An 18423-nucleotide genomic window follows, 5' to 3' on the forward strand; every position below is an offset into this window, starting at 1 on the left:
TCCTTTTGCGCAGCAATATCCGGCCGGTCGGCGGCGGGGCCTGCCCTTGCGCCCGATCGCCGCCTACGCGGCCATCCAGCCCGGCTGCCGTCGGCCGACCCAGTCGGCCGCCTGCTCGTAGCCGCGCGCGAGCTGCAGCACCGCCAGGTCCGCGCGCGGCCGGCCGATCAGCTGCATCCCCATCGGCAGCCCGGCCGCGTTGAAGCCGACCGGCACGCTGATCGCCGGGCAGCCCGCGAGCGTCCACGGCATGACCGTTTCCATCCAGCGGTGATAGGTGTCCATCGCGCGGCCCGCGATCTGCTGCGGCCAGCGTGCGTCCACGTCGAACGGAAACACCTGCGCGGTCGGCGCGGCGATGAAGTCGTAGCGCTCGAAGAAGCCGAGCAGCGTCTGGTGCCACGCGGTGCGCTCGACGCTCGCGTCGAAGATCGCCTGCGCCGGCAGCGCGAGCAAGCCCTCGACCTCGTAGACCGCCTCCGGCTTCAGCAGCGCGCGGCGCGCCGGATCGCGGTAGTGCGCGAGCAGCCCGCCGCCGGACAGGAGGTGCCGGTGCGCGAGCCAGATCCGCCAGAGCCGTTCCGGCGCGAACGCCGGCAGCGCGGCGTCGACGTCGCAGCCGATCTCGCGCAGCGTCGCGAGCCCCGTTTCGCACTGCGCGAGCACGCCCGGCTCGGTCGCCAGATAGCCGTTCCAGTCGCCGACCCACGCGACGCGCTTGCCGCGCAGGTCCGTGTCGAGCGGCTGCGCGAACACGGCCGGGTCCTCGGCGAGCGACAGCGGATCGTGCGGGTCGTAGCCGGCCTGGATCGCGAGCAGGTTCGCGACGTCGCCGACCGTGCGCCCCATCGGCCCCTCGGTCCCGAGCTGCTGCACGAACACGTCGACGCCCGGCCAGCGCGGCACGCGGCCCTGCGACGGCCGGAAGCCGTAGACGTTGCAGAACGCCGCCGGATTGCGCAGCGAGCCGCCGAAATCGCTGCCGTCCGCGACCGGCAGCATCCGCGCCGCGAGCGCGGCCGCCGTGCCGCCGCTGCTGCCGCCGGCGCTCTTCGTCAGGTCATACGGATTGCGCGTCGCGCCGTAGACGTCGTTGAACGTATGCGAGCCGAGACCGAATTCCGGCGTATTGGTCTTGCCGATGAAGATCGCGCCGGCCGCGCGCATCCGCGCGACGCCGACGGAATCCGCCTGCGGAACGTGGTTGCGGAAGATCGGCGAACCGAACGTCGTCACGATGCCCTTCGTCATCGCGATATCCTTCGGCGCCTGCGGAATCCCGTGCAGCCAGCCGTGATGCTCGCCGCGCGCGAGCGCCGCATCCTTCTGCGCGGCCTCGGCGACAAGCGCGTCCCGGTCGCGCAGCGCGACGATCGCGTTGAGCGCGCCGTTCACGCGCGCGATGTGGTCGAGGTACGCGTTCATCGTCTCGACGCACGACACGTCCTTGCGGCGGATCGCCGACGCGAGCGCGCTCGCGGACAAGCGCACGATCGGATCGACGGGAATGGAGGCGGGAGCGAGAAGCGACGGGGCGCCGTGCGGCATGCGAGGTCTCCTGGAAAACGGACACGGATGGCAGGCGGCGCGGACGGCCGCCGCGCAAAGCCCGCGCGGGGCCGGATGCGTCGCGCCGCCGCCGACGCTCTACTCTACGCAACGCCGCGCCGGTAACTTCCGATATTTTCCGTGCGGATTCGTTGCGATTTCGACTGAATCGCCGCGGCACGGGCGCCGGGGCCGGTGAAAACGTTTATGCGCATAAACTTAAATTTCTTATATTTCTAATTAGCAGAACACGGTCGCCGGGCGTGTTAACAACATTTTTACGTCGCCGCCCGATCTCTTTAGATCGCTCCGGCCGGCCGCGCGCTACGCTGCAAGCATCTCATTCGTCGGACGTCACTCATGCTCAAGCTGCTGGTTCCGGTCGGCCACTCGTCCCGCTCGCTGCAGGCGGTGCGCCATGCGACCTTCCTCTACCGGGAACGGTGCGCATCGGAAATCGTGTTGCTCAACGTCCAGCCTCCGCTGGAATCGACCCGGCTCGAGGCCTACCATCCGCTGTCGCGGCTGCGCGAGATCGAGCAGCATTTCTCGGAAGGCGAGTTGGCGAAGGCCGAGCGGATCCTGAAGGATGCCGGCGTCGCATATCGGGTCGTCATGAAGGTCGGCCCGGTCGCCGATACGATCGCCGCCGTGGCCGCCGAGCACGGCTGCGATGAAATCGTCGTCGTCGCGCCGCGCCACGATCCGCTTCATAGCGTGATGTCGCTGTTCCGGCGCAGCGTGCTCGACCGGCTCGTGCGGATTTCGAATATTCCGGTGACGGCGGTTCAGTAGGCGGGGCGTTCGTCCCCTCACAGCGTAGGCAGCCGGTCGAAGCCTTCGAGGCGCGCAACCGGCGGTCGCACCTCGGCTACGTCGATTCCGTCGACGAGCGCGGCGGGCATCCCCTCGCTCATCCATGCGCACATCTCGTCGAGCTGCTTCGGCGAGCCTTGCAGCATCGCCTCCACCGATCCGTCCATGCGATTCCTCACCCAGCCGGTCACGCCGATCCCCGTCGCATGCCGCACGCACGCTTCGCGGTAGCCGATCCCCTGCACCACGCCGCGCACGCGCACCAGCCGGGTTTCGAGCCCAAGGTCGTCAGATTCCATGCGTGGTCCTCCCGGTCGAGCCCCTCAATCGAATCCATGCGGGTTCATTGCAATATCGAGTTGGCATTTCTACGAACCATACTAGTGGTTGCACGCCGTTCCGCTACCGGAGGATTGCCATGCCGACGTACCAATATCGTTGCGAAAAGTGCGGCAAAACGTTCGAGAGCGTCGAGCATCTCGCCGACCATCAAACGGCTCATCCGCGCTGCCCCGATTGTGGAAGCGAACAGATTCAGCACGTGCCTACGACATTCGTTCCGAAGACGTCGAGAAAGAGCTGATCGCGCGATGAACGTCGATCTGTCACCGACGGATGCGCAGGCCGTCGCACCAACCCGAGGCTGGATATGGGCCAAACGAAACTGACTGCTCACCTGCCGTCCGTCGACGTCGAGATCACGCGGCACGAATTCCCGGAACGGAACGCGGAAGCCATGACCATCCACATCACCGCGACGCCGTCGTTCGACGCCGCGGCGCAATGGCTGCTGCAGACGGGCCTGTTTCCGCTCGCACCGTCGTTTGCGCTGTGGGCCGACTTCATGCAGCGCTGGCAGCGTGCGTGGTATCCCGCCTGGCAGCCGTGGCTGTCGATCGATTCCCCGCCGGCCCGATCGCTCGAGGAGCCGGAATGACTTCCCTCGCCACGACGCAACCGCCGTTGGCGCTCAGTCAGCTTCCCGACACAAAGTATTCACAAAAGATCATTTACCCGTTACAATCCGTCCCCTCTTGCTCAGGTGGCGGAATTGGTAGACGCACTATCTTGAGGGGGTAGCGCCGCGAGGCGTGCGGGTTCGAGTCCCGCCCTGAGCACCAAGAATTATTCCGGACAGTTCCGGCGACGTTCAAAAACCCGCGACAGCTCAAGGCTTCGCGGGTTTTTTCATTCCACGGTGTTCCGGGTTAGTTCGTAGACAACCGGTGGTATGAGGTGGTATTTTGGGTGGCATCGGCTCGTTTCCAAGCCAGTCCGGCCCGGAGATACCACCATGCCGCTCACCGACGCGCAAGTCAGAAATGCCCGTTACAACCCCGACGGAACCGGCAACCGGCTATCCGACGGCGGCCGCATGTACCTCCAGCTCGACAAGTCCGGGGCAAAGTATTGGCGGATGAACTACCGGTTCGCCGGCAAGGACAAGACGCTGGCGCTCGGTGTCTATCCTGATGTATCGCTCGCGGCAGCGCGCAAAAAGCGCGACGCAGCTCGGGAGAAGCTGGCGGCCGGCATCGACCCCAATGAAGCGAAGCGCCTCGAGAAGCGCGCCGCCCGCCTTGCCGCGGCCAACTCGTTCGAAGCCGTCGCGCGCGGGTGGATGGATGAGCGGAAAGCGATCATTGAGCCCGCTCAGCAGGCAAAAACGCTCTCCCGCATGGAACATGACGTGTTTCCGTGGATGGGCAAGCGGCCGATCGCCGAGATCGATGCACCAGAGATTCTGGTCGTCCTCAAGCGCATTGATAGCCGCGGCGCCCGATTCACTGCTCACCGCATCCGCAGCGAAATCAGTCGAATATTCCGATATGGGATCAAGGAGGGGCATTGTAAGGCCGACCCGGCGCGGGATCTGATCAATGCCATCCCTCCTGCGCAGACGACCCACTTCGCCTCAATCACCGATCCCGCCAAGGTCGGCGAGATGCTGCGCTCATTCGATGGCTTTGCCGGCACCTTCCCTGTGCTCTGCGCACTCAAGCTGGCTCCCCTCACGTTTGTACGACCTGGCGAACTGCGAAAGGCGGAATGGGCGCAATTCGATCTCGACAAGGGCGAGTGGCGCTACCTCGTCTCGAAGACAAAGACTGAGCATCTGGTTCCGCTTTCCACGCAAGCGATTGCGATCCTACGTGAGTTGCATGCCCTTACCGGTGCCGGCCTCTATGTATTCCCAGGCGCGCGCGATCATAAGAAGCCAATGAGTGATGCTGCGGTAAATGGAGCACTGCGCCGGCTCGGCTACGATACGCGCACCGAGATTACCGGACACGGGTTCCGCGCGATGGCGCGGACGATCCTGCATGAGGAGCTTGAGCAAAAGCCAGAAGTGATCGAGCATCAGCTCGCCCACGCGGTGCCGGACAACCTCGGATCCGCCTATAACCGGACGAAGTTCATCAAGGAACGCCGAGCGATGATGCAAAAATGGGCCGACTATCTAGACCAGCTCAAGGAAGGCGTGCAAATGACGCCCATCATCGCGAACGCTGAATAAGGGGACTCGTAATGGCGATGACCGTATGCAAGGAGTGCGGGGGCGAAATCAGCACAACCGCCAAGGCATGCCCCAAATGTGGTGCAATCACGCCGCGGCCGAAGATGTGGCCATGGCTCATCGGCATACCGATCGCTTTGCTGGGAGCGTTTCTCCTGTTCGGGGCCAGCATTCCCGAATACGTGACAAGGGCACGACAAGTCCGGGAGGCTTGCGAACAGATCGCGGCTCTATCGCAGCGATACATCTGCGATCAGCAGTACGACGACGCGATCGCGAAGGGACGGGCCGAGGCTAATCATTAGTGCCGTCGGGTTCGCTCAGCGGTGAATCATTGGTCCGTCGGCTCTTGCGTAACCGACATGAACTGCTTGATGTCTGGCTGTCCGAGCGCGATGAGATTGAGCATGACCACACCGAGGCGTCGCGCGAATTCGTCGTCGAGCTTGTAGTCGAACTCGTCCAGCAAGATCGGTATCGCGAGCGAGTCGGCAATGGAGGCCGCAATCTTCTCCTTCTCAACGGCCCGCACGTCGAAACTGTCTCCCGTGAAGGAGAGTATGACGGAATACGGCGGATGGTTTGCCATCTATCGTCCTCTGGGTCAAGTTTTCGCGGCCCACTTTATCATCAGACCGTTACGGTCGGAAATCCGCAGGGAGATGTGACCACCGCGACTCAAGCGCCCGCATCTTCCGTACGATCTCGAGCTGCATCATCGCCAGGTTTCGCAGGAGGTCGGGGCAATCGTCCGCATTTGCGTTCACGATCCATTTGACCAACACACCATCCTGAACCTCGATGCAGATGGAGGAGGTGGCCACCTCGGCATCAGGCATGCCGGCCGGCCGCGCGCCGCTCCGCGACGTCTCATTGCCCTGATCATCCATGATCCGCCCGCCGGAAGTCCTTGGAATATCGGCATCCTGCTGCCAAAATCACTCGGCATCAATAAAAATTCATAACATTGACCGATTGGTCATAAAAGTTCGCCGTTTTCGTGATCGGCAGAGTGAATTTATGACTTATAGGTCATTTGAGCATGTTAATTGCCAGGGTGAGACGTGAAAACAGATCGGGATCTTGCAATCAATTTTGACGAATGGCTGCGCCTAAGACTAGCCGAGCTGAAGCTGACCAATCAAGGCCCACGGCCAAAAATTGGGGGCGAATACCAAGAAATTGACGAAGCTGATGCGCTACGAATCGCAATGCGCGCAGTTCGACTTTATGACGAATCGCACCCTAGGCCGCTGCAGGTGACACAAAAGCAAGCAGCCGAGATTCTTGGTCTGAGCCGGACCACCCTTGGCAAGATGGTGCGCACCGGGCAACTACGGCTAAACAAATGCGGGATGATCCCGATAAGTCAGATCGACCGCGCGCTCGCCGGCGATTGATAGCGCACCGCGGCCGCTATTTTTCGCGATTGCTGACGACGAGCCGCGGGGGCGCCGAAGGCGCGAACCTACTGGCCACCTTCTTTGCGGCATCGGCCTTTGCGTCCTTCTTTCCGCCTTCACCCATCTTGTGATGCGTGTACTGGACGGCCGCGATTGCAGCCCGAACCTGCAGCGCGGTGGCTTCGACGCGCCCGAGCGCGACGTCCTGTAGCAGCTCGAGCATGTCGCGACTTTCCAGCGGCACGGCCCTGCTCTTCGAGCGCTTCAGCGCACCGCCATGCGCCTGCGGTTCCAGAGTCGTCTTAACCGACTTCTGGTTTGCTGATTTCGGTTCGGCCTTTGATTTCCGTCCGGCACCTGGCCTAGCCCCGCCGGCATTGGCTCGCGGGCCGCCGCTGCATCCTTTTTTACCGGCCATTTGCTGATTTTCCTTTTTCAAAAAGGGGATATTTTCTGCGCCTGCGAGGATGCGCGGTGTCCCGCGCCGCAGCATGCAGAGATTCGACCGCCCCTACCCTTACGAATGCGAATCGCTCTCGTTTGAATGGTGGAGGCGGTCGCCGCGCGATGTCACAGTCCATACAGGCGGAATATGGTTCCAGAGCCGAACTGGTCCGATGATGCCAGTGAGAGGACCATTGACGTAATCGCGGACGTGCTGTTGTAGGCCACGCCGCCGCCGATGTTGGCCTTCGTGCCAGACGCCGAGTTGAAGGTGGAGAACGTGCAGCGTGTCGCGCCCTCCTTGCAGAACGTTGTCGAGGCGTACTCGTCCATCGTCAGTTCGATCATCGCAGCCAGCCCAGCTCCATTGCCGTTCTGAGTCAAGTCGCCGATGTATGCCGAACTGGCGTTCGAGGACGCGCCGAATGTATTCGATGAGGGACTACCGTTGATCTGCGTGGCCACGGAGTTGTGGTTCGCCGTGTCGCCGTTGAACTGGACGTTGCACGCCGTGGAGCTCGTCCCGGATGACGTCGTGCGGCCGTAGACCTTCAGCATGAGCCTATTGTACGTCTGCGGGATCGAGCTGAACGTGACGGTGCTCGCTGCCGAAGACAGTACCTGACTGCTGATCAGCGTCATGCCGCCGGAACTCGACGAACCCGCGCCACGCCGGGTGAACCAGTTCGTACCGTCGGTGAACGCGCGGACGCCGCCGAACTGGCTCAGCGCGATGGTGCCATTGGTCACGCCGTCGAGCTGCGCGCCGCTGGGCACGGCCACGGTGGTCGTACCCGTGCCGATGCTGGTCAGGTCGCAGAACCAGCCGTTCGGGAAGTTGCCGCTGCTGCCGGTGGCAGCCGGCAGCGTCTGCGTCACCGCGCTCGAGGAGAATTGAAATGAACGCGTCCCACCCGAGGCAGTGAAAGCAGAGGAAGTGGGTGGATCCTCACGGGCCGACGGCATCGAAGTGCCCAGGTGGAAAATGCAAGCATTTCCCGGCAACCGGAGGATCCACGATGAACAGTATGGCCGTAGGCGTAGATATCGCCAAGCAGGTTTTCCAGGTGCATTACGTCGATCAGGAAAGCGGAGAGATCGTGAACAAGCCGATCAAGCGGGCAAAGTTTCTGGAGCACTTCGCCAACCGTGCGCGGTGCCTGATCGGAATGGAGGCGTGTGGTGGCGCGCACCACTGGGCCCGTCAATTGACGAAGCTGGGTCACGAGGTGAGGCTGATGCCGGCGCAGTTCGTGAAAGCGTTCAACATTCGCAACAAGAACGATGCGGCGGACGCGCGGGCGATTTGGCTGGCGGTGCAGCAGCCGGGCAAGCCGGTGGCGGTGAAGAGCGAGATGCAGCAGGCGATGTTGGCGCTGCACCGCATGCGTGAGCAGTTGGTGAAGTTCCGCACGATGCAGAGCAACGGACTGCGCGGTTTGCTGACGGAATACGGCGAGGTGATGAGCAAGGGCCGGGCGAAGCTGGACAAGGAAATACCGGCCGTGCTTGGCCGGATCACCGAGCGCTTGCCGGCGGCGCTGATCGAGACGTTGCGCGAGCAGTGGAACGGGTTGGCGAGGCTGGACGAGCAGATTGCCGAAATCGAGCGCCGGATGCGCGACTGGAAGAAGGAAGAGCGGGCCGTAAAGGCGATCAGCGAGATACCCGGCGTCGGGTTGCTCACGGCCACGGCGGCGGTGGCGATGATGGGCGATCCGAAAGCGTTCAGCTCGGGGCGAGAGTTCGCGGCATGGGCCGGATTAGTGCCCAAGCAGACCGGCTCGGGCGGCAAGGTGAACCTGCACGGAATCAGCAGGAGAGGCGACACATATTTGCGCACGCTGCTGATCCATGGTGCGCGAAGCGTGTTGACGCATGCGAAGGAGCCCGGCCCGTGGGTCGAGCAGATGAAGAAGCGGCGGCCGATGAATGTGGTGATCGTCGCGCTAGCGAACAAGATGGCGCGCACGATCTGGGCGGTACTGGCCCATGACCGGCCGTATCAGAAGGACTACTTGAGCGTGAAACCGGTCTGAACGGCTCAGGCGAGGTAGAAGACCAACGTTTAACACAGGGTGAACGTCGAAAGGTTGCGCAGCAATCGAGTGTGATGACAAGTCAGGTAGGACCGGGACTTGCTAAACCTGAATCACGTGACGAGCTTCGAGCTCGCCAGGAGAATGAGGGGCGAGTCAGCGGATTTCATAGAGGCCCGCAGCGGCAGGATCGGCTGCAACAAGGCCGGATATAGAGCTGCAGCCATCCTGTCTGTCTGAACATTCGAAAACTGTTGCAAACGGGACGCGTTCATATAGTTCGTGATGATCGCCGCGCCGCGGTCGCCGGTGACGAACGTATGCGCGCTCGTGACGACGGACGGCAGGAGGTTGGCCCGCACACTGCCGCTGCTGGTGATCGCCGCACCGGATGCCTGGTCCGTCTCGACGCCGCCCGTCCCGCCGACGCTGGTCACGGTGCCGCCGCCCCCGCCGCTGCCCGGCGGCACGGCCCACGTTGAGTCCTCGCGGAGGAACCGCGTCGTGCCGGCGGTCGAGCCGGGGTCGGGCACGCCGCCGGTGGTATGGCTGGCGCCGGAACCGGTGAACGGCGGGATGTCGCTGCCGACCAGCGCGCGGAACGTCGGCGCGGCTGCCGCGCCGCTGGCGGGGCCCGCGAGCACCTGCGCGGCGCTCTGGCTGTTCCACACGGCGGTCAGCGTACCGCTGCCCGTCACCGGGCTATTGGACACGGCGAACTGCGACGGCATCGCGAGGCCCACGCTCGTCACCGTGCCCGTGCCGCCGCCGGTGGCCGAAGGCTGGTAGCTGCGGTAGTCGAGGTAGCTCGACGCCTGCGACGCGTTCGTCACAACGGAGTAAAGCGGCACGCTGCCGGCCGGGAAGCCGGTCGTGTTCACCGAGACCGCGCCGGTAGTGGCGTTGGCGTAGATGTAGTTCGTGGCGCTAGCCGTCAGCGTGAGCGTTCCGTTGGCAATCGCGTGGCTTGTACCGGTGTTGTCGACGAAGTTGCCACCGTAGTAGCCCCACGTCAGGCCGCTCGTCGTCATCATGCGCCTGCCCCACAGCGACGATGGGCTCATGGCATCGTACAGGCCGTTGGCCACTACCTCTTTCATCGCCTGGGTCGAACTGATCGTATCAAGCAGTGTCGTGCTATTGCTCATTCATCACCTCGTGACATAAGTGGTCATGCTCAAATGCATCAGCGGTTCGTCGAGACCGTTCTCGCCGCTTCCGTTTCTTCGAGTCTCTTTTCGACTGAGGCAAAAAAGCGCTCCATTTGCTCAATCACTTGCTGTTGTATCTGCATCAAATTGTCCGAATCACCGGACCCGGTGGCGTCATATCGCGCCGCCCTAATCAATTTGTCCGGCACGCCGACCCGAGCGGCTGGATCTCTCAAGAACCACTGCCCGTACCACTGTTCGAGCAAAAAGCTCTGAGTGCTCAGCATTGCGAACGCCGTTCGAATGTTCGACTTGATGGCTGCAATTTCATCGTCGGATCGCGTCTTTCTCATCACCCATTTCTCCGCTGCGCGATCGCTGCGCTTTCCATGATTGCGCGGGCCTGCTGCTGAGCGGTGGCACGCGTCGAGCCTGGCGGTACGGTGATGTTCATGTTGAAGATGGGAGATGCTGCCGACGACGAAGACTTAGGCGAGTCGCCACGCGACAGCAAAGCATGATTCGGGACGATGGTTCCGGATTGCGACGGAACGAACAATTCTTGTCCCTGCTCGCCGACGATATATGGCATTCCTGCGGTTACCGCGCCGCCGGAGGCGAGGAATCCAAGGCCCATCAGCGCCGAGAGACCCGTCGTTCCGTCCGTCATCATGGCCCCTGAGGCAACGGCACCAGCCGATCCAGTAACACCGGTCGCAGTAAAACCAAATGCGCCAGCCATATCGCCGCCGCCGAGACTTCCGAGCAGCGTCATGAGCGGATTTCCACCGCCCACGCCACCCGCACCGCCTATGCCAGCACCGACCAACGTCCCGACGGTCATCGTCGCTACCGTTGCGTTTGCCGCGGTCAGCGATGACGTGTTCTGAACGGCGGCCTGCAGATTAGCGACGCTCGTCTGGCCGCTCATCGTGCCGAAGCCCTTCGTCAGCTTCATCAGGTTGTCGAGCGCATTGCCGGGTAGCGCGCTTGCCGTCGTGGCCGCAGCGCCGGGATGCGATGACATGAAGCCTCCGCCAACCATGCCCCCGATGGATGACAGGTTGTCGAAGAGCTTCGCCATTACGCCATGCGCGGCCATTCTGGTGAGATCGGCGAGGATGCCGTCTGTCAGCTTCGCGAAGCTGATCTTCCCGGTCGTCACGAAGCTCACGAGCGAATCTTCCATGCTCTTGAAGCTGCCCGTGATCGCCGATTCGACCTGGGCTGCGGCGTTATTCGCCGAGTCGATGTAGTTGGCGAATGCGGCGGCAGCGCCGTTCGTCCAATCGCCTTGCTTCTGTTTCAGAGCGGCGTAGTAGTCGTCGAAATCCTTGAGGGATTGTGCCAGGCCGGCCTTAATGTCGGCCTGCGCTTGCAGATATTGCTGCGAGCCGCGCGCGCTCTTCGGCGTCTCCTTCTCAAGCTGCCATTGGAGACGCTCGTACTCTGCATAGATGGATTTGACAGCCTGGACTTGCGCCAATGCATCCTTTCCCATCCCGAAGACGTCAAGTTGACGCTGATGTTGTTCGCCCTGGTTGCGCTGATAGTTGCCGATCTGCGCGCGAACCTGCGCCGCGCGCTCGTCGAGCTTCTGAATGTCCTCTTTCAGCTTGAGCTCGCGCTCATGTTCAATGTTGATCGCGAATTGCGCCTTGATGCGGTCTTGCGCGGCGAGCAGGCTCTTCTCGTCTGCCGTGAGGATCTTGCGCTCTTTCAGATCGGCGATCTTCTGGAGAAATTCGGCTTGTCGCTTCTCTGCCTCGGTGAGCTTATCGTTCGACGTGAGTGCGGCGCGCGTCGCAGCGTCCTGATCGCGAAGTTCCTGCAAGAATCTGGTAGCGGCATCGTCGTGGTATGCCTTCGCCTGGTGGTGATTGCCCTTCGAGAAATCAATTCCCTTATGCCCCACCGGTCCGACATCAGCAGCAGGAGGCGCTGTGTTGGACCAGAGATTCTTCATGAACTGCGAATATCCTTCGCCCTCTTTCTTGAGGTTTTCATATCCTGCCTTGGCCGAATCGTATGCCATTTTGAACTGGGCCGTTCCAGCGTAATACGCAACGGTCGCGGCGGTGGCTATGACCTCCGACACTTGTTCCATGCCAACGGCGACCGTTGCAATTGCGGAGGCGGCCGCCTTCATTACGAAGCCGACTGAATTGTAGAAATCCATGAGCAGCGGCTTCATGGCCACGTTGCCGCTCATCGCCTCCGTAAGATTGAGAATTGTCGGCAGAAGCGCGGCCTTCGCGCTCATTGCCATCGCATCCATCTTGGCATGCGCGAGCTCCATATGCTCCTTGAACGCAGCCATCTGTTTGACTGCCTCACCGCCAATGACGGCTCCGGAATTTCTCGCCTCGACTCCCAACTTTGCCAAGCCAGCCGAGCCACGATCCAATACCGGGATTAGGGCATCTCCGGAATTTCGGAAGAGCTCGTTAGCAACGGCCGCCTTTCCCGCACCGTCTGCAGATTGATGAAACGCATCGGCAACTTTCGCCATTAGTTCATCGGGACTGCTGCCCCTCAGATCTTTCAGAGAAATCCCGATTGCCGCAAACGCGGCGGCGGCGTCCTTGTTGCCGTGGAGTGCCTTGTTCTGCGCTTCGCCGAGATCGCTTACCGACTTCATAGCCTCCTTGGAGTCGATACCCATCGCTTTGGCGGTGAATAGCCATTGCTGGATCGCATCCGTAGATTCTCCGGTCTTGCGCGACAGCTTCTCCACCTCGTCGCCATACTCGCCCATCGCTTCGGCGGCTTTGTATGTGATGCCGGCAGCCATCGCGACGACGCCCACAAGCGCGCCGACCGACAGAACGCTCTTGTTCATGATCAACGACATCGCGTCCGTGCGTTCGCCGAGGACCATCAACGAACCGGCGAAGCGCTTCCAGTTGCCTTGCGATGCCTCGTGCGCCAGCACCAGCATTTCGCGGCGAGCGCCAGCCGTCGCAAAGTTGAGCTTGTGGTGCGCCTGTTCCGTCTCGCGAATCTTGGCGATATAGGTCGACAAGGAGTCGCTCACGCCGAGTTGAGCGGCCCTCTGCTCGAGCAACTGGCTGCGTGTCTTGCCGGCCGCATCCGCCAACCTGGCCGTCGACTGCACGAACGAATTGATCGCACTCGCGGATGCGCGGCTACCATTGACGGCCGCCTCCGTGATTGCGTCCTGTGCGGTCTTCGTGCGCTTTGCCGCGGCTTCCTGCGAGGCAAGGAACGATTCCGCACTGCGCTTCGCACGATTTATGCCGGACTCGTAGCCAGTTGCGTCTACGGTTACGCGGACGACGGATTCGGTGCTCATGTGTTTGCTCCGGTGCTTTTCGAATCAATCAACTTTGCGATTGCGGCAGCGCGTTCCTCTTCCATCGTGAACCGGTTGCCACCGTCGACGCGCGGCGTTCCACGAGGTAGCCGTGAACGTCCCCTTTCCCAACGTGACCTGATGGGTGGCGAACTCCTTCGGTCGAATAGTCGCCATCAGTTTCAATGAGGCCATCGCCATATCTCCGCAGATTGCGACGCGCGATCAATGCTCGTTCCGCGCGTCGGCAACAGGTTCCGGGGAGCCTGGCTGAGCCCAGCCGGCGAGATATGCGGCGATCAGAGTCAGCATGACGAGGAGACCGCCGGCGATGGCGATGCCCCAACCGGGGTTGATGACAATGCCGCCCGCGAGAACCATCAACCACCCGAGCAACAGACAGATGTTGAAAATCTTGACGTCCACGGTTCACTCTCCCGCGAGATAGGATTCAGATGGAAAGCAGATCGATTTCATTGCGGCGCGCCTGAGCCGATAGGTCGGAGCGACTCGACTGGGCCGAGGGGCCCGGTCGACTGACACGCGCACCGCGCTGCATCTTTCCAACGACACCGTCAATCGACGCGATGCCGTCGATCATCCCGGCCTCGAGCGCGGCCTGAGCGCCCAACACGCGCCCCTGACCCATCCCGTTGCGTACCGAAGCGACAGACACCTTGCGCCCCTTCGCGACTGCCTTCGTGAACATCGTGTAATACTCCTGCGCGCGCTGCTCCTGATAGGCGACGGCATCGGGAGACAGGCCATCGCTGAATGGGCTCAGTTCCGTTTTGTACTTGCCGGCGCTGAACAGTTGGATGTCAACGCCCGCCATTTCCATCGCTTTTGCGATGTTCTGGTAGCCGGAATAGACGCCGATGCTGCCAACTTCGCCACCAGGTGAGCAGTAAGCCTCCGTGCACTGCGAGAGAAGCCAGTAACCGGCGGAGGCGGCAAGGCTCTGCGCAACACCGATGACGGGCTTCGACGCCTTCACGCGATTGATCACGTCGCCGAGCTCTGCCGTGCCATAGACGCTGCCGCCAGGCGTGTTGAACACCATCAGTACCTGCGATACCGATTCGTCTCTCTCAGCGTCCGTGAGTTGCTGGCTGACAACCTGCGAGCTCGTCCCGACTTCACATACATTGATGTCGCCAGGCCATTCGACCAACGCACCGAAGACGTTGACGACGGCGATGTTGCCTGATCGGTTAGAACGTGTCCGCGCCGCCGGCGTCGACGACGATGCAGCCTTGGGTGCGGCCGCGGGCAAATTGCCGGCATAGTGGGATGCCAGCACGCTTGCATATGCGGCCATCCGCTCGGGCATCAGCGCCCACGGATGGGACAAGGCCCAAGCAATCAAATGCGCGTTCATCATGGAAATCTCCTTGGCTCAGGAAGTTGCTCACTGACCATCGATGTCATCAATCTCCTTGCGATTGCGCCACCATTTCGCCGAACGATTCACCAGCCCGCTCGACGAGCTACCGCCGGATCGCGATTGGCGTGCGCGGTGAACACCCAGATCACCGATCGTCGCAGCATTGACCGAGCCCGCACCCATCGCAATTGCGGTGCGTTTCTCCTTGATGCGACTCGCCGGTGTCGAGGTCAGATCCTTCGGGTCGGGAGGCGGAAGATCTTCGACACATTCCACTCCGTTCGCTCGCAATACGAGATAATTACTCAGACGCGAATCGCTGAGTTCGACTTCGCCATCGGCATTGAGCACCGGGCACGACAGCGAAAACTTCTTGATTGTCGGTGCGATTTCCTTCGAGATCGCGATCAGACGTTCGCTAATCTCCGCGCGCAGCAGTGGCATAAGCGCCAATTCTTCGACCTTCTTTTGTGCCGCCCTTAATATGTCCATTGCGGCTTTTACTTCGCTCCCGTTCGACTCAGTCTCGAGTATCGGCCTCTGGGTCCACACGTTGTACTTCCCGGTAAAGACGAACTCTTCCCGCGTAAGGTGGTTGATCATGTTCCACGCATCGCTGATGTGCATGTAGTACTCGTCAATGCGCGTATCACGCGAGTCATACAGTTCTCGCTTAATATCGAGCTCTTCCTTGCCCTTTGCTTGCTCGATGGCCCAAACTGCTCCGCGAGCCACAACACATGCCTCTTCGGCTTCGCGAATTTGCACCGGAAGGCGTTTCCGAAGATCGTCGAGGTGGCGCTCCACCTCCCAACGTTTGGCGCTAGCCTGCTCGAGCTGCGCGTCGAATCGTTCATTCAGCGTGTCGAGCTGCTGCTTGAGTTCCGTACGCACCGCGACTTTTGCCTTATCGGCCTCGTCGATTTCTTCGCGCCATTTGGGAGAGGTCGCTATATCGTTGAGCTGGCGCGCAACTGCTTCACTGAACTGGGTGCGACCGAATTTGAGGATGCCCATATCTAGACTCCGGAGCAAAGTGGATGATTTGGTCCTGGTTGTATGTGCGGCCCATCACTCGGCTAGGATCCAGCCCGTGATACCGTTGAGAAGACGCGGGCCAGGCTCAGAGGTCACCCATGAATCGTTTCCATGTTCGTCGACGGAGTACACGGCCGGAACGTAGCGCCCCAAATTGAGAACGCCGGTGCATTGAAGGTGCGGACAGATGGTGGTGAGAACACCATTGATGACCTGCGTCTCCGTGAGTCGCACGATCACATTGGCCACGAAACCGCTCGAGTTGAATAACGGGCTGAGTTGAGCACGAGCGGTACTCGGATCGTTCCATGTAACAGGGGTTGCAGTCATTTTGTACTCCTACTCGTATCAGATAGCTTATGGAGGGTGTGACGATCGGCTGATCAGGTTTCGAATCTGGTTGTTAGGATCATGCCGCGCCGCCGCTCACTAACCTAGCGCTCGTAATGTCTGAGACATTCCTGTCTTAAATTTTGCGTAGCGTCGCTTGATGACGTCAGGCTGCGGATAGGGAGGTGGCATGCCATCCGACAAAACTGCAGCATGAATTTCCTCTGCGGTTCGATGTGTGCGTTGACTTGCGATTTCGTCGAACGCGGACCAATACGGGATAAACCGCTTGTTGGAAGTTGACCGCGCCGCGCTAGCAGCAGCCTTGATGTAGTCGTTTTCGAGCCTCAGCAACAGCTTTTCGAGCCGATTGAGCACGTCGGATCCTCCGAATCCGGATTGCGCCATCGCAAGTAGCTCGCGCGCCGCCACGTAGCGCCCATGGTTCAGGGTCCGTCCGAATTTCCCCAATGCAGCAGCATCGGCGCGTTGCGTTTCGAGCCGGCGAAGAATTGCATGTGCGGTGTCATTGTTGCGACGCTCGAGTGCGCGCATCATCTCCTCGAGATCGGCCGCGGTTTGGAAGATGAACGCCCCTTTCATCGCGCCGCCCCGTGGCGCCGCATCAACGAGGCGACGAGGCGACGCGCGTCACGCTCCGCGAAGACCTCCGCCATGCGCTCTCGATAGAAATTGAGGCTTGGCATCAAGTCGGAAATCGGTCCCCGTGCGGCGTTGCACATTACCCGGGCACGACGATCGAATGACCATCTTTCCTCGTCCGCCAGTTGATCAATCAGCCCGGCCAATTCCCAGCGCATCCGATATATATCGTCGGTCGATAGCCAAGCGCCCCACGCAAGACGAAACCCACCGCTGGCGTGCTCGCTCATGCCGGACTCCCGGTTTCATTCATCTGCGCGAGAATCCTGGCCTTGTACTGCTTCAGGCTTTCGCCCTGCCGACCTTCATCCATACCCAGCGCCTTCGCCGCCGCCTTGAGGCTCTGCTCGTCGTCGCCGAGTGCGATGCGCTTCGACGCCCGCTCCGGCGGGTTGACCATCTCGTCGACGATCTGGGCCAGGTAGTTCGCTGGGATGTGCTTGAGCTTGTACTGCTTGGCCTTGGCAATCGCGACCGTGAACTGGCCTTCCGTGACGCCGGCGCGCCGCCAGCCGATCAGGAGGTCGTTGGTATCGTCGATGAGGACGCCGCGCTGCCGGAACCATTCCATGGAGACAGGGAGCGGCGGAAGATCGTCGTTCGGCTCGCGATTTCCGGGCGCCACGCCGCTCGCGCCGCCTTCCGCGTGTCTTGAGCCATCGGATGCGTCAGCAGCCCCGCCTGCGCCCGATTCTTGGCATTCGGGGTTCTGGGTTTGGGAATCGGTACGATTCCCCTCAGTCGTCGTCTCGTTTTTTTGCTCTTCCCGGCCTTCCGCCGAGTTATCCACAGGCTCGCCGGATGCTGTGTACTGACGACGACTATTAGAAAGATTCCCTTCCACTTCCACTTCCGTCAATGAGCCATCAGTGAGCGCTCCGTTATCACTCACTGAGCCATCACTGAATCCTCCATGACTAGATTTGGAGTCCTCAATGTATGGGACACCAGGAAACGCCGGAAGGCGGCTCTTGGATGGCCGATTGATGACCTGATGCTTGCCGAACGTTCTGATGTGAAGGTATTTCTTACCGCTCACGGAGTACTCAATGAGCATTCCGTGAGCGATTAGCGAGGCAATGAGCGGTTCGCAGTCGATGTCGTCATCGGGGAATATCTGCATCTTCAGGCGCTTTGACGAATACTCGATGTTTCCGCCATCATCGGCATAGTTCCATGTGCCAATGAAGAGGAGGCGCGCCGCCGGCGAAAGCATGGCGACCTTCTCATCGGTCCAGAATTCAGGCTTGATCGTGCGTATGCGGGCCATCAAGTCCCCCTTGCGAGGTGGGTTCCGATGGGAAGCGCACCGACGTCGTGCAGCAGGGAAGCAAGGCGGTCCCAAGTCGCACGCTCTTCGAGCTCGATTGCATCCGATACAAGGCGAGCGCGACGGCGCACATTGCTCGGATCGAGGTCATAGATCTCGCCGAGCTCCTTGTAATCGATGCGGCCACCGAAGTGCCGCGCGATGAGGCGCCGCGCGAGTCCGCTTTCAACACGCTTGACCAGTTTTGCCGGCAAGGCGAAGGCGGCAATAAGCTCGATCGCGGCTCGGCGGATGCTGCTCGGATGGCCAGAGGGGAGCGCCGCGGCGATGACGACGGCCAAATCGAGGCGCGAAAGTCCGCGCAGAACCCGGACAACCGCGCCGCCGATCCCCTCCATTTCGACATTGATCAAGGCGAGCGCTCCGCTCGTCCGCTCGGTCTTCTCCACTCGTTCAAATGCCTCGGCGAGAGCAGCGGAAACGACAGTACGTGCAGTCCG

At 61.3% G+C, this 18423-nt stretch carries 23 protein-coding genes and 1 tRNA gene; 7 read left to right on the forward strand and 17 right to left on the reverse strand.

Features of this window, described 5'->3' with window-relative positions; genetic code table 11:
* Nucleotides 1-63: 63 nt before the first annotated feature.
* On the reverse strand, nt 64-1548 hold the full coding sequence (locus KY49_RS31110) for an amidase (RefSeq protein ID WP_042588149.1): 1485 nt from the start codon (nt 1546-1548) through the stop codon (nt 64-66).
* 360 nt (nt 1549-1908) lie between these two features.
* Here KY49_RS31110 and KY49_RS31115 point away from each other — a divergent pair, with 360 nt between their 5' ends.
* Nucleotides 1909-2343, forward strand: a complete 435-nt coding sequence (locus KY49_RS31115; protein WP_010089634.1) for a universal stress protein — start codon at nt 1909-1911, stop codon at nt 2341-2343.
* 17 nt (nt 2344-2360) lie between these two features.
* Here the strand turns inward: KY49_RS31115 and KY49_RS31120 are convergent, their stop codons facing one another.
* A complete protein-coding gene (locus KY49_RS31120; RefSeq protein WP_042588150.1) occupies nt 2361-2663 on the reverse strand; it encodes an acylphosphatase in 303 nt (100 codons plus the stop codon).
* Between the two features lie 119 nt (nt 2664-2782).
* Here KY49_RS31120 and KY49_RS36560 point away from each other — a divergent pair, with 119 nt between their 5' ends.
* The 4 genes from KY49_RS36560 to KY49_RS31140 all read left to right on the forward strand — a co-directional run bounded on the left by KY49_RS36560 (nt 2783) and on the right by KY49_RS31140 (nt 4882).
* Nucleotides 2783-2947 carry an FmdB family zinc ribbon protein gene (locus KY49_RS36560; protein WP_042588151.1) on the forward strand — a complete coding sequence of 55 codons (165 nt, stop codon included), beginning with the start codon at nt 2783-2785 and terminating at the stop codon, nt 2945-2947.
* 66 nt (nt 2948-3013) lie between these two features.
* Entirely contained in the window at nt 3014-3301 is a 288-nt protein-coding gene (locus KY49_RS31130) for a hypothetical protein (RefSeq protein ID WP_042588152.1), read from the forward strand.
* Between the two features lie 99 nt (nt 3302-3400).
* Nucleotides 3401-3485, forward strand: a tRNA-Leu gene (locus tag KY49_RS31135).
* Between the two features lie 173 nt (nt 3486-3658).
* Entirely contained in the window at nt 3659-4882 is a 1224-nt protein-coding gene (locus KY49_RS31140; protein ID WP_042588153.1) for a tyrosine-type recombinase/integrase, read from the forward strand.
* A 331-nt stretch (nt 4883-5213) separates the two neighbouring features.
* Here the strand turns inward: KY49_RS31140 and KY49_RS31150 are convergent, their stop codons facing one another.
* Both KY49_RS31150 and KY49_RS31155 read right to left on the reverse strand, forming a co-directional pair.
* On the reverse strand, nt 5214-5471 hold the full coding sequence (locus tag KY49_RS31150) for a hypothetical protein (protein ID WP_042588155.1): 258 nt from the start codon (nt 5469-5471) through the stop codon (nt 5214-5216).
* 49 nt (nt 5472-5520) lie between these two features.
* On the reverse strand, nt 5521-5772 hold the full coding sequence (locus KY49_RS31155; protein ID WP_042588156.1) for a hypothetical protein: 252 nt from the start codon (nt 5770-5772) through the stop codon (nt 5521-5523).
* 174 nt (nt 5773-5946) lie between these two features.
* Between KY49_RS31155 and KY49_RS38895 the strand changes: the two genes are divergently transcribed.
* The gene (locus KY49_RS38895; RefSeq protein ID WP_231636571.1) at nt 5947-6282 is read left to right on the forward strand and encodes a helix-turn-helix domain-containing protein; all 336 of its coding nucleotides are present in this window, start codon (nt 5947-5949) and stop codon (nt 6280-6282) included.
* A gap of 16 nt (nt 6283-6298) precedes the next feature.
* Here the strand turns inward: KY49_RS38895 and KY49_RS38335 are convergent, their stop codons facing one another.
* Entirely contained in the window at nt 6299-6778 is a 480-nt protein-coding gene (locus tag KY49_RS38335; RefSeq protein ID WP_197083624.1) for a hypothetical protein, read from the reverse strand.
* Nucleotides 6779-6855: 77 nt separating this feature from the next.
* Nucleotides 6856-7608, reverse strand: a complete 753-nt coding sequence (locus tag KY49_RS31170; protein WP_156162649.1) for a hypothetical protein — start codon at nt 7606-7608, stop codon at nt 6856-6858.
* A gap of 140 nt (nt 7609-7748) precedes the next feature.
* Between KY49_RS31170 and KY49_RS31180 the strand changes: the two genes are divergently transcribed.
* The gene (locus KY49_RS31180) at nt 7749-8768 is read left to right on the forward strand and encodes an IS110 family transposase (protein ID WP_042585031.1); all 1020 of its coding nucleotides are present in this window, start codon (nt 7749-7751) and stop codon (nt 8766-8768) included.
* A gap of 113 nt (nt 8769-8881) precedes the next feature.
* On the opposite strand, the gene KY49_RS34705 is transcribed toward KY49_RS31180, so the two are convergent.
* The 11 genes from KY49_RS34705 to KY49_RS31225 all read right to left on the reverse strand — a co-directional run bounded on the left by KY49_RS34705 (nt 8882) and on the right by KY49_RS31225 (nt 18372).
* Nucleotides 8882-9916 (reverse strand): hypothetical protein, encoded by a 1035-nt coding sequence (locus KY49_RS34705; protein ID WP_156162650.1) that lies wholly within the window; start codon nt 9914-9916, stop codon nt 8882-8884.
* A gap of 38 nt (nt 9917-9954) precedes the next feature.
* Entirely contained in the window at nt 9955-10272 is a 318-nt protein-coding gene (locus KY49_RS31190) for a hypothetical protein (RefSeq protein ID WP_042588161.1), read from the reverse strand.
* Nucleotides 10272-13235: a phage tail tape measure protein gene (locus KY49_RS31195; RefSeq protein WP_042588162.1), complete on the reverse strand. Its 2964-nt coding sequence runs from the start codon at nt 13233-13235 to the stop codon at nt 10272-10274. The genes KY49_RS31190 and KY49_RS31195 overlap by 1 nt, the downstream gene beginning before the upstream one ends.
* Nucleotides 13236-13460: 225 nt before the next feature.
* Nucleotides 13461-13661: a hypothetical protein gene (locus KY49_RS31200; protein WP_042588163.1), complete on the reverse strand. Its 201-nt coding sequence runs from the start codon at nt 13659-13661 to the stop codon at nt 13461-13463.
* 25 nt (nt 13662-13686) lie between these two features.
* Nucleotides 13687-14619, reverse strand: coding sequence for a S49 family peptidase (locus KY49_RS31205; protein ID WP_042588164.1), 933 nt, complete (start codon nt 14617-14619; stop codon nt 13687-13689).
* Between the two features lie 27 nt (nt 14620-14646).
* Nucleotides 14647-15639, reverse strand: coding sequence for a hypothetical protein (locus KY49_RS31210; RefSeq protein WP_042588165.1), 993 nt, complete (start codon nt 15637-15639; stop codon nt 14647-14649).
* A 54-nt stretch (nt 15640-15693) separates the two neighbouring features.
* Complete coding sequence (locus tag KY49_RS37910; RefSeq protein WP_143134397.1) at nt 15694-15990, reverse strand: hypothetical protein; 297 nt, start codon at nt 15988-15990, stop codon at nt 15694-15696.
* A gap of 99 nt (nt 15991-16089) precedes the next feature.
* Nucleotides 16090-16593: a hypothetical protein gene (locus KY49_RS37915; protein WP_143134396.1), complete on the reverse strand. Its 504-nt coding sequence runs from the start codon at nt 16591-16593 to the stop codon at nt 16090-16092.
* Nucleotides 16590-16883 carry a hypothetical protein gene (locus tag KY49_RS31215; protein WP_059645448.1) on the reverse strand — a complete coding sequence of 98 codons (294 nt, stop codon included), beginning with the start codon at nt 16881-16883 and terminating at the stop codon, nt 16590-16592. The genes KY49_RS37915 and KY49_RS31215 overlap by 4 nt, the downstream gene beginning before the upstream one ends.
* On the reverse strand, nt 16880-17923 hold the full coding sequence (locus KY49_RS37920) for a hypothetical protein (protein WP_156162651.1): 1044 nt from the start codon (nt 17921-17923) through the stop codon (nt 16880-16882). Before KY49_RS37920 ends, KY49_RS31215 begins: the two co-directional genes overlap by 4 nt.
* The gene (locus KY49_RS31225) at nt 17923-18372 is read right to left on the reverse strand and encodes a hypothetical protein (RefSeq protein ID WP_042588166.1); all 450 of its coding nucleotides are present in this window, start codon (nt 18370-18372) and stop codon (nt 17923-17925) included. The genes KY49_RS37920 and KY49_RS31225 overlap by 1 nt, the downstream gene beginning before the upstream one ends.
* Between the last annotated feature and the right edge of the window lie 51 nt (nt 18373-18423).

The organism is Burkholderia sp. MSHR3999 (assembly GCF_000833595.1).
GTDB lineage: Bacteria > Pseudomonadota > Gammaproteobacteria > Burkholderiales > Burkholderiaceae > Burkholderia > Burkholderia ubonensis.

Coding starts and splice junctions, on each gene's coding strand:
- KY49_RS31110 (WP_042588149.1), bottom strand. CDS start 1,548: ATGCCGCACGGCGCCCCGTCGCTTCTCGCTCCCGCCTCCATTCCCGTC.
- KY49_RS31115 (WP_010089634.1), top strand. CDS start 1,909: ATGCTCAAGCTGCTGGTTCCGGTCGGCCACTCGTCCCGCTCGCTGCAG.
- KY49_RS31120 (WP_042588150.1), bottom strand. CDS start 2,663: ATGGAATCTGACGACCTTGGGCTCGAAACCCGGCTGGTGCGCGTGCGC.
- KY49_RS36560 (WP_042588151.1), top strand. CDS start 2,783: ATGCCGACGTACCAATATCGTTGCGAAAAGTGCGGCAAAACGTTCGAG.
- KY49_RS31130 (WP_042588152.1), top strand. CDS start 3,014: ATGGGCCAAACGAAACTGACTGCTCACCTGCCGTCCGTCGACGTCGAG.
- KY49_RS31140 (WP_042588153.1), top strand. CDS start 3,659: ATGCCGCTCACCGACGCGCAAGTCAGAAATGCCCGTTACAACCCCGAC.
- KY49_RS31150 (WP_042588155.1), bottom strand. CDS start 5,471: ATGGCAAACCATCCGCCGTATTCCGTCATACTCTCCTTCACGGGAGAC.
- KY49_RS31155 (WP_042588156.1), bottom strand. CDS start 5,772: ATGGATGATCAGGGCAATGAGACGTCGCGGAGCGGCGCGCGGCCGGCC.
- KY49_RS38335 (WP_197083624.1), bottom strand. CDS start 6,778: ATGCTGCGGCGCGGGACACCGCGCATCCTCGCAGGCGCAGAAAATATC.
- KY49_RS31180 (WP_042585031.1), top strand. CDS start 7,749: ATGAACAGTATGGCCGTAGGCGTAGATATCGCCAAGCAGGTTTTCCAG.
- KY49_RS34705 (WP_156162650.1), bottom strand. CDS start 9,916: ATGAGCAATAGCACGACACTGCTTGATACGATCAGTTCGACCCAGGCG.
- KY49_RS31190 (WP_042588161.1), bottom strand. CDS start 10,272: ATGAGAAAGACGCGATCCGACGATGAAATTGCAGCCATCAAGTCGAAC.
- KY49_RS31195 (WP_042588162.1), bottom strand. CDS start 13,235: ATGAGCACCGAATCCGTCGTCCGCGTAACCGTAGACGCAACTGGCTAC.
- KY49_RS31205 (WP_042588164.1), bottom strand. CDS start 14,619: ATGATGAACGCGCATTTGATTGCTTGGGCCTTGTCCCATCCGTGGGCG.
- KY49_RS31210 (WP_042588165.1), bottom strand. CDS start 15,639: ATGGGCATCCTCAAATTCGGTCGCACCCAGTTCAGTGAAGCAGTTGCG.
- KY49_RS37910 (WP_143134397.1), bottom strand. CDS start 15,990: ATGACTGCAACCCCTGTTACATGGAACGATCCGAGTACCGCTCGTGCT.
- KY49_RS37915 (WP_143134396.1), bottom strand. CDS start 16,593: ATGAAAGGGGCGTTCATCTTCCAAACCGCGGCCGATCTCGAGGAGATG.
- KY49_RS31215 (WP_059645448.1), bottom strand. CDS start 16,883: ATGAGCGAGCACGCCAGCGGTGGGTTTCGTCTTGCGTGGGGCGCTTGG.
- KY49_RS37920 (WP_156162651.1), bottom strand. CDS start 17,923: ATGGCCCGCATACGCACGATCAAGCCTGAATTCTGGACCGATGAGAAG.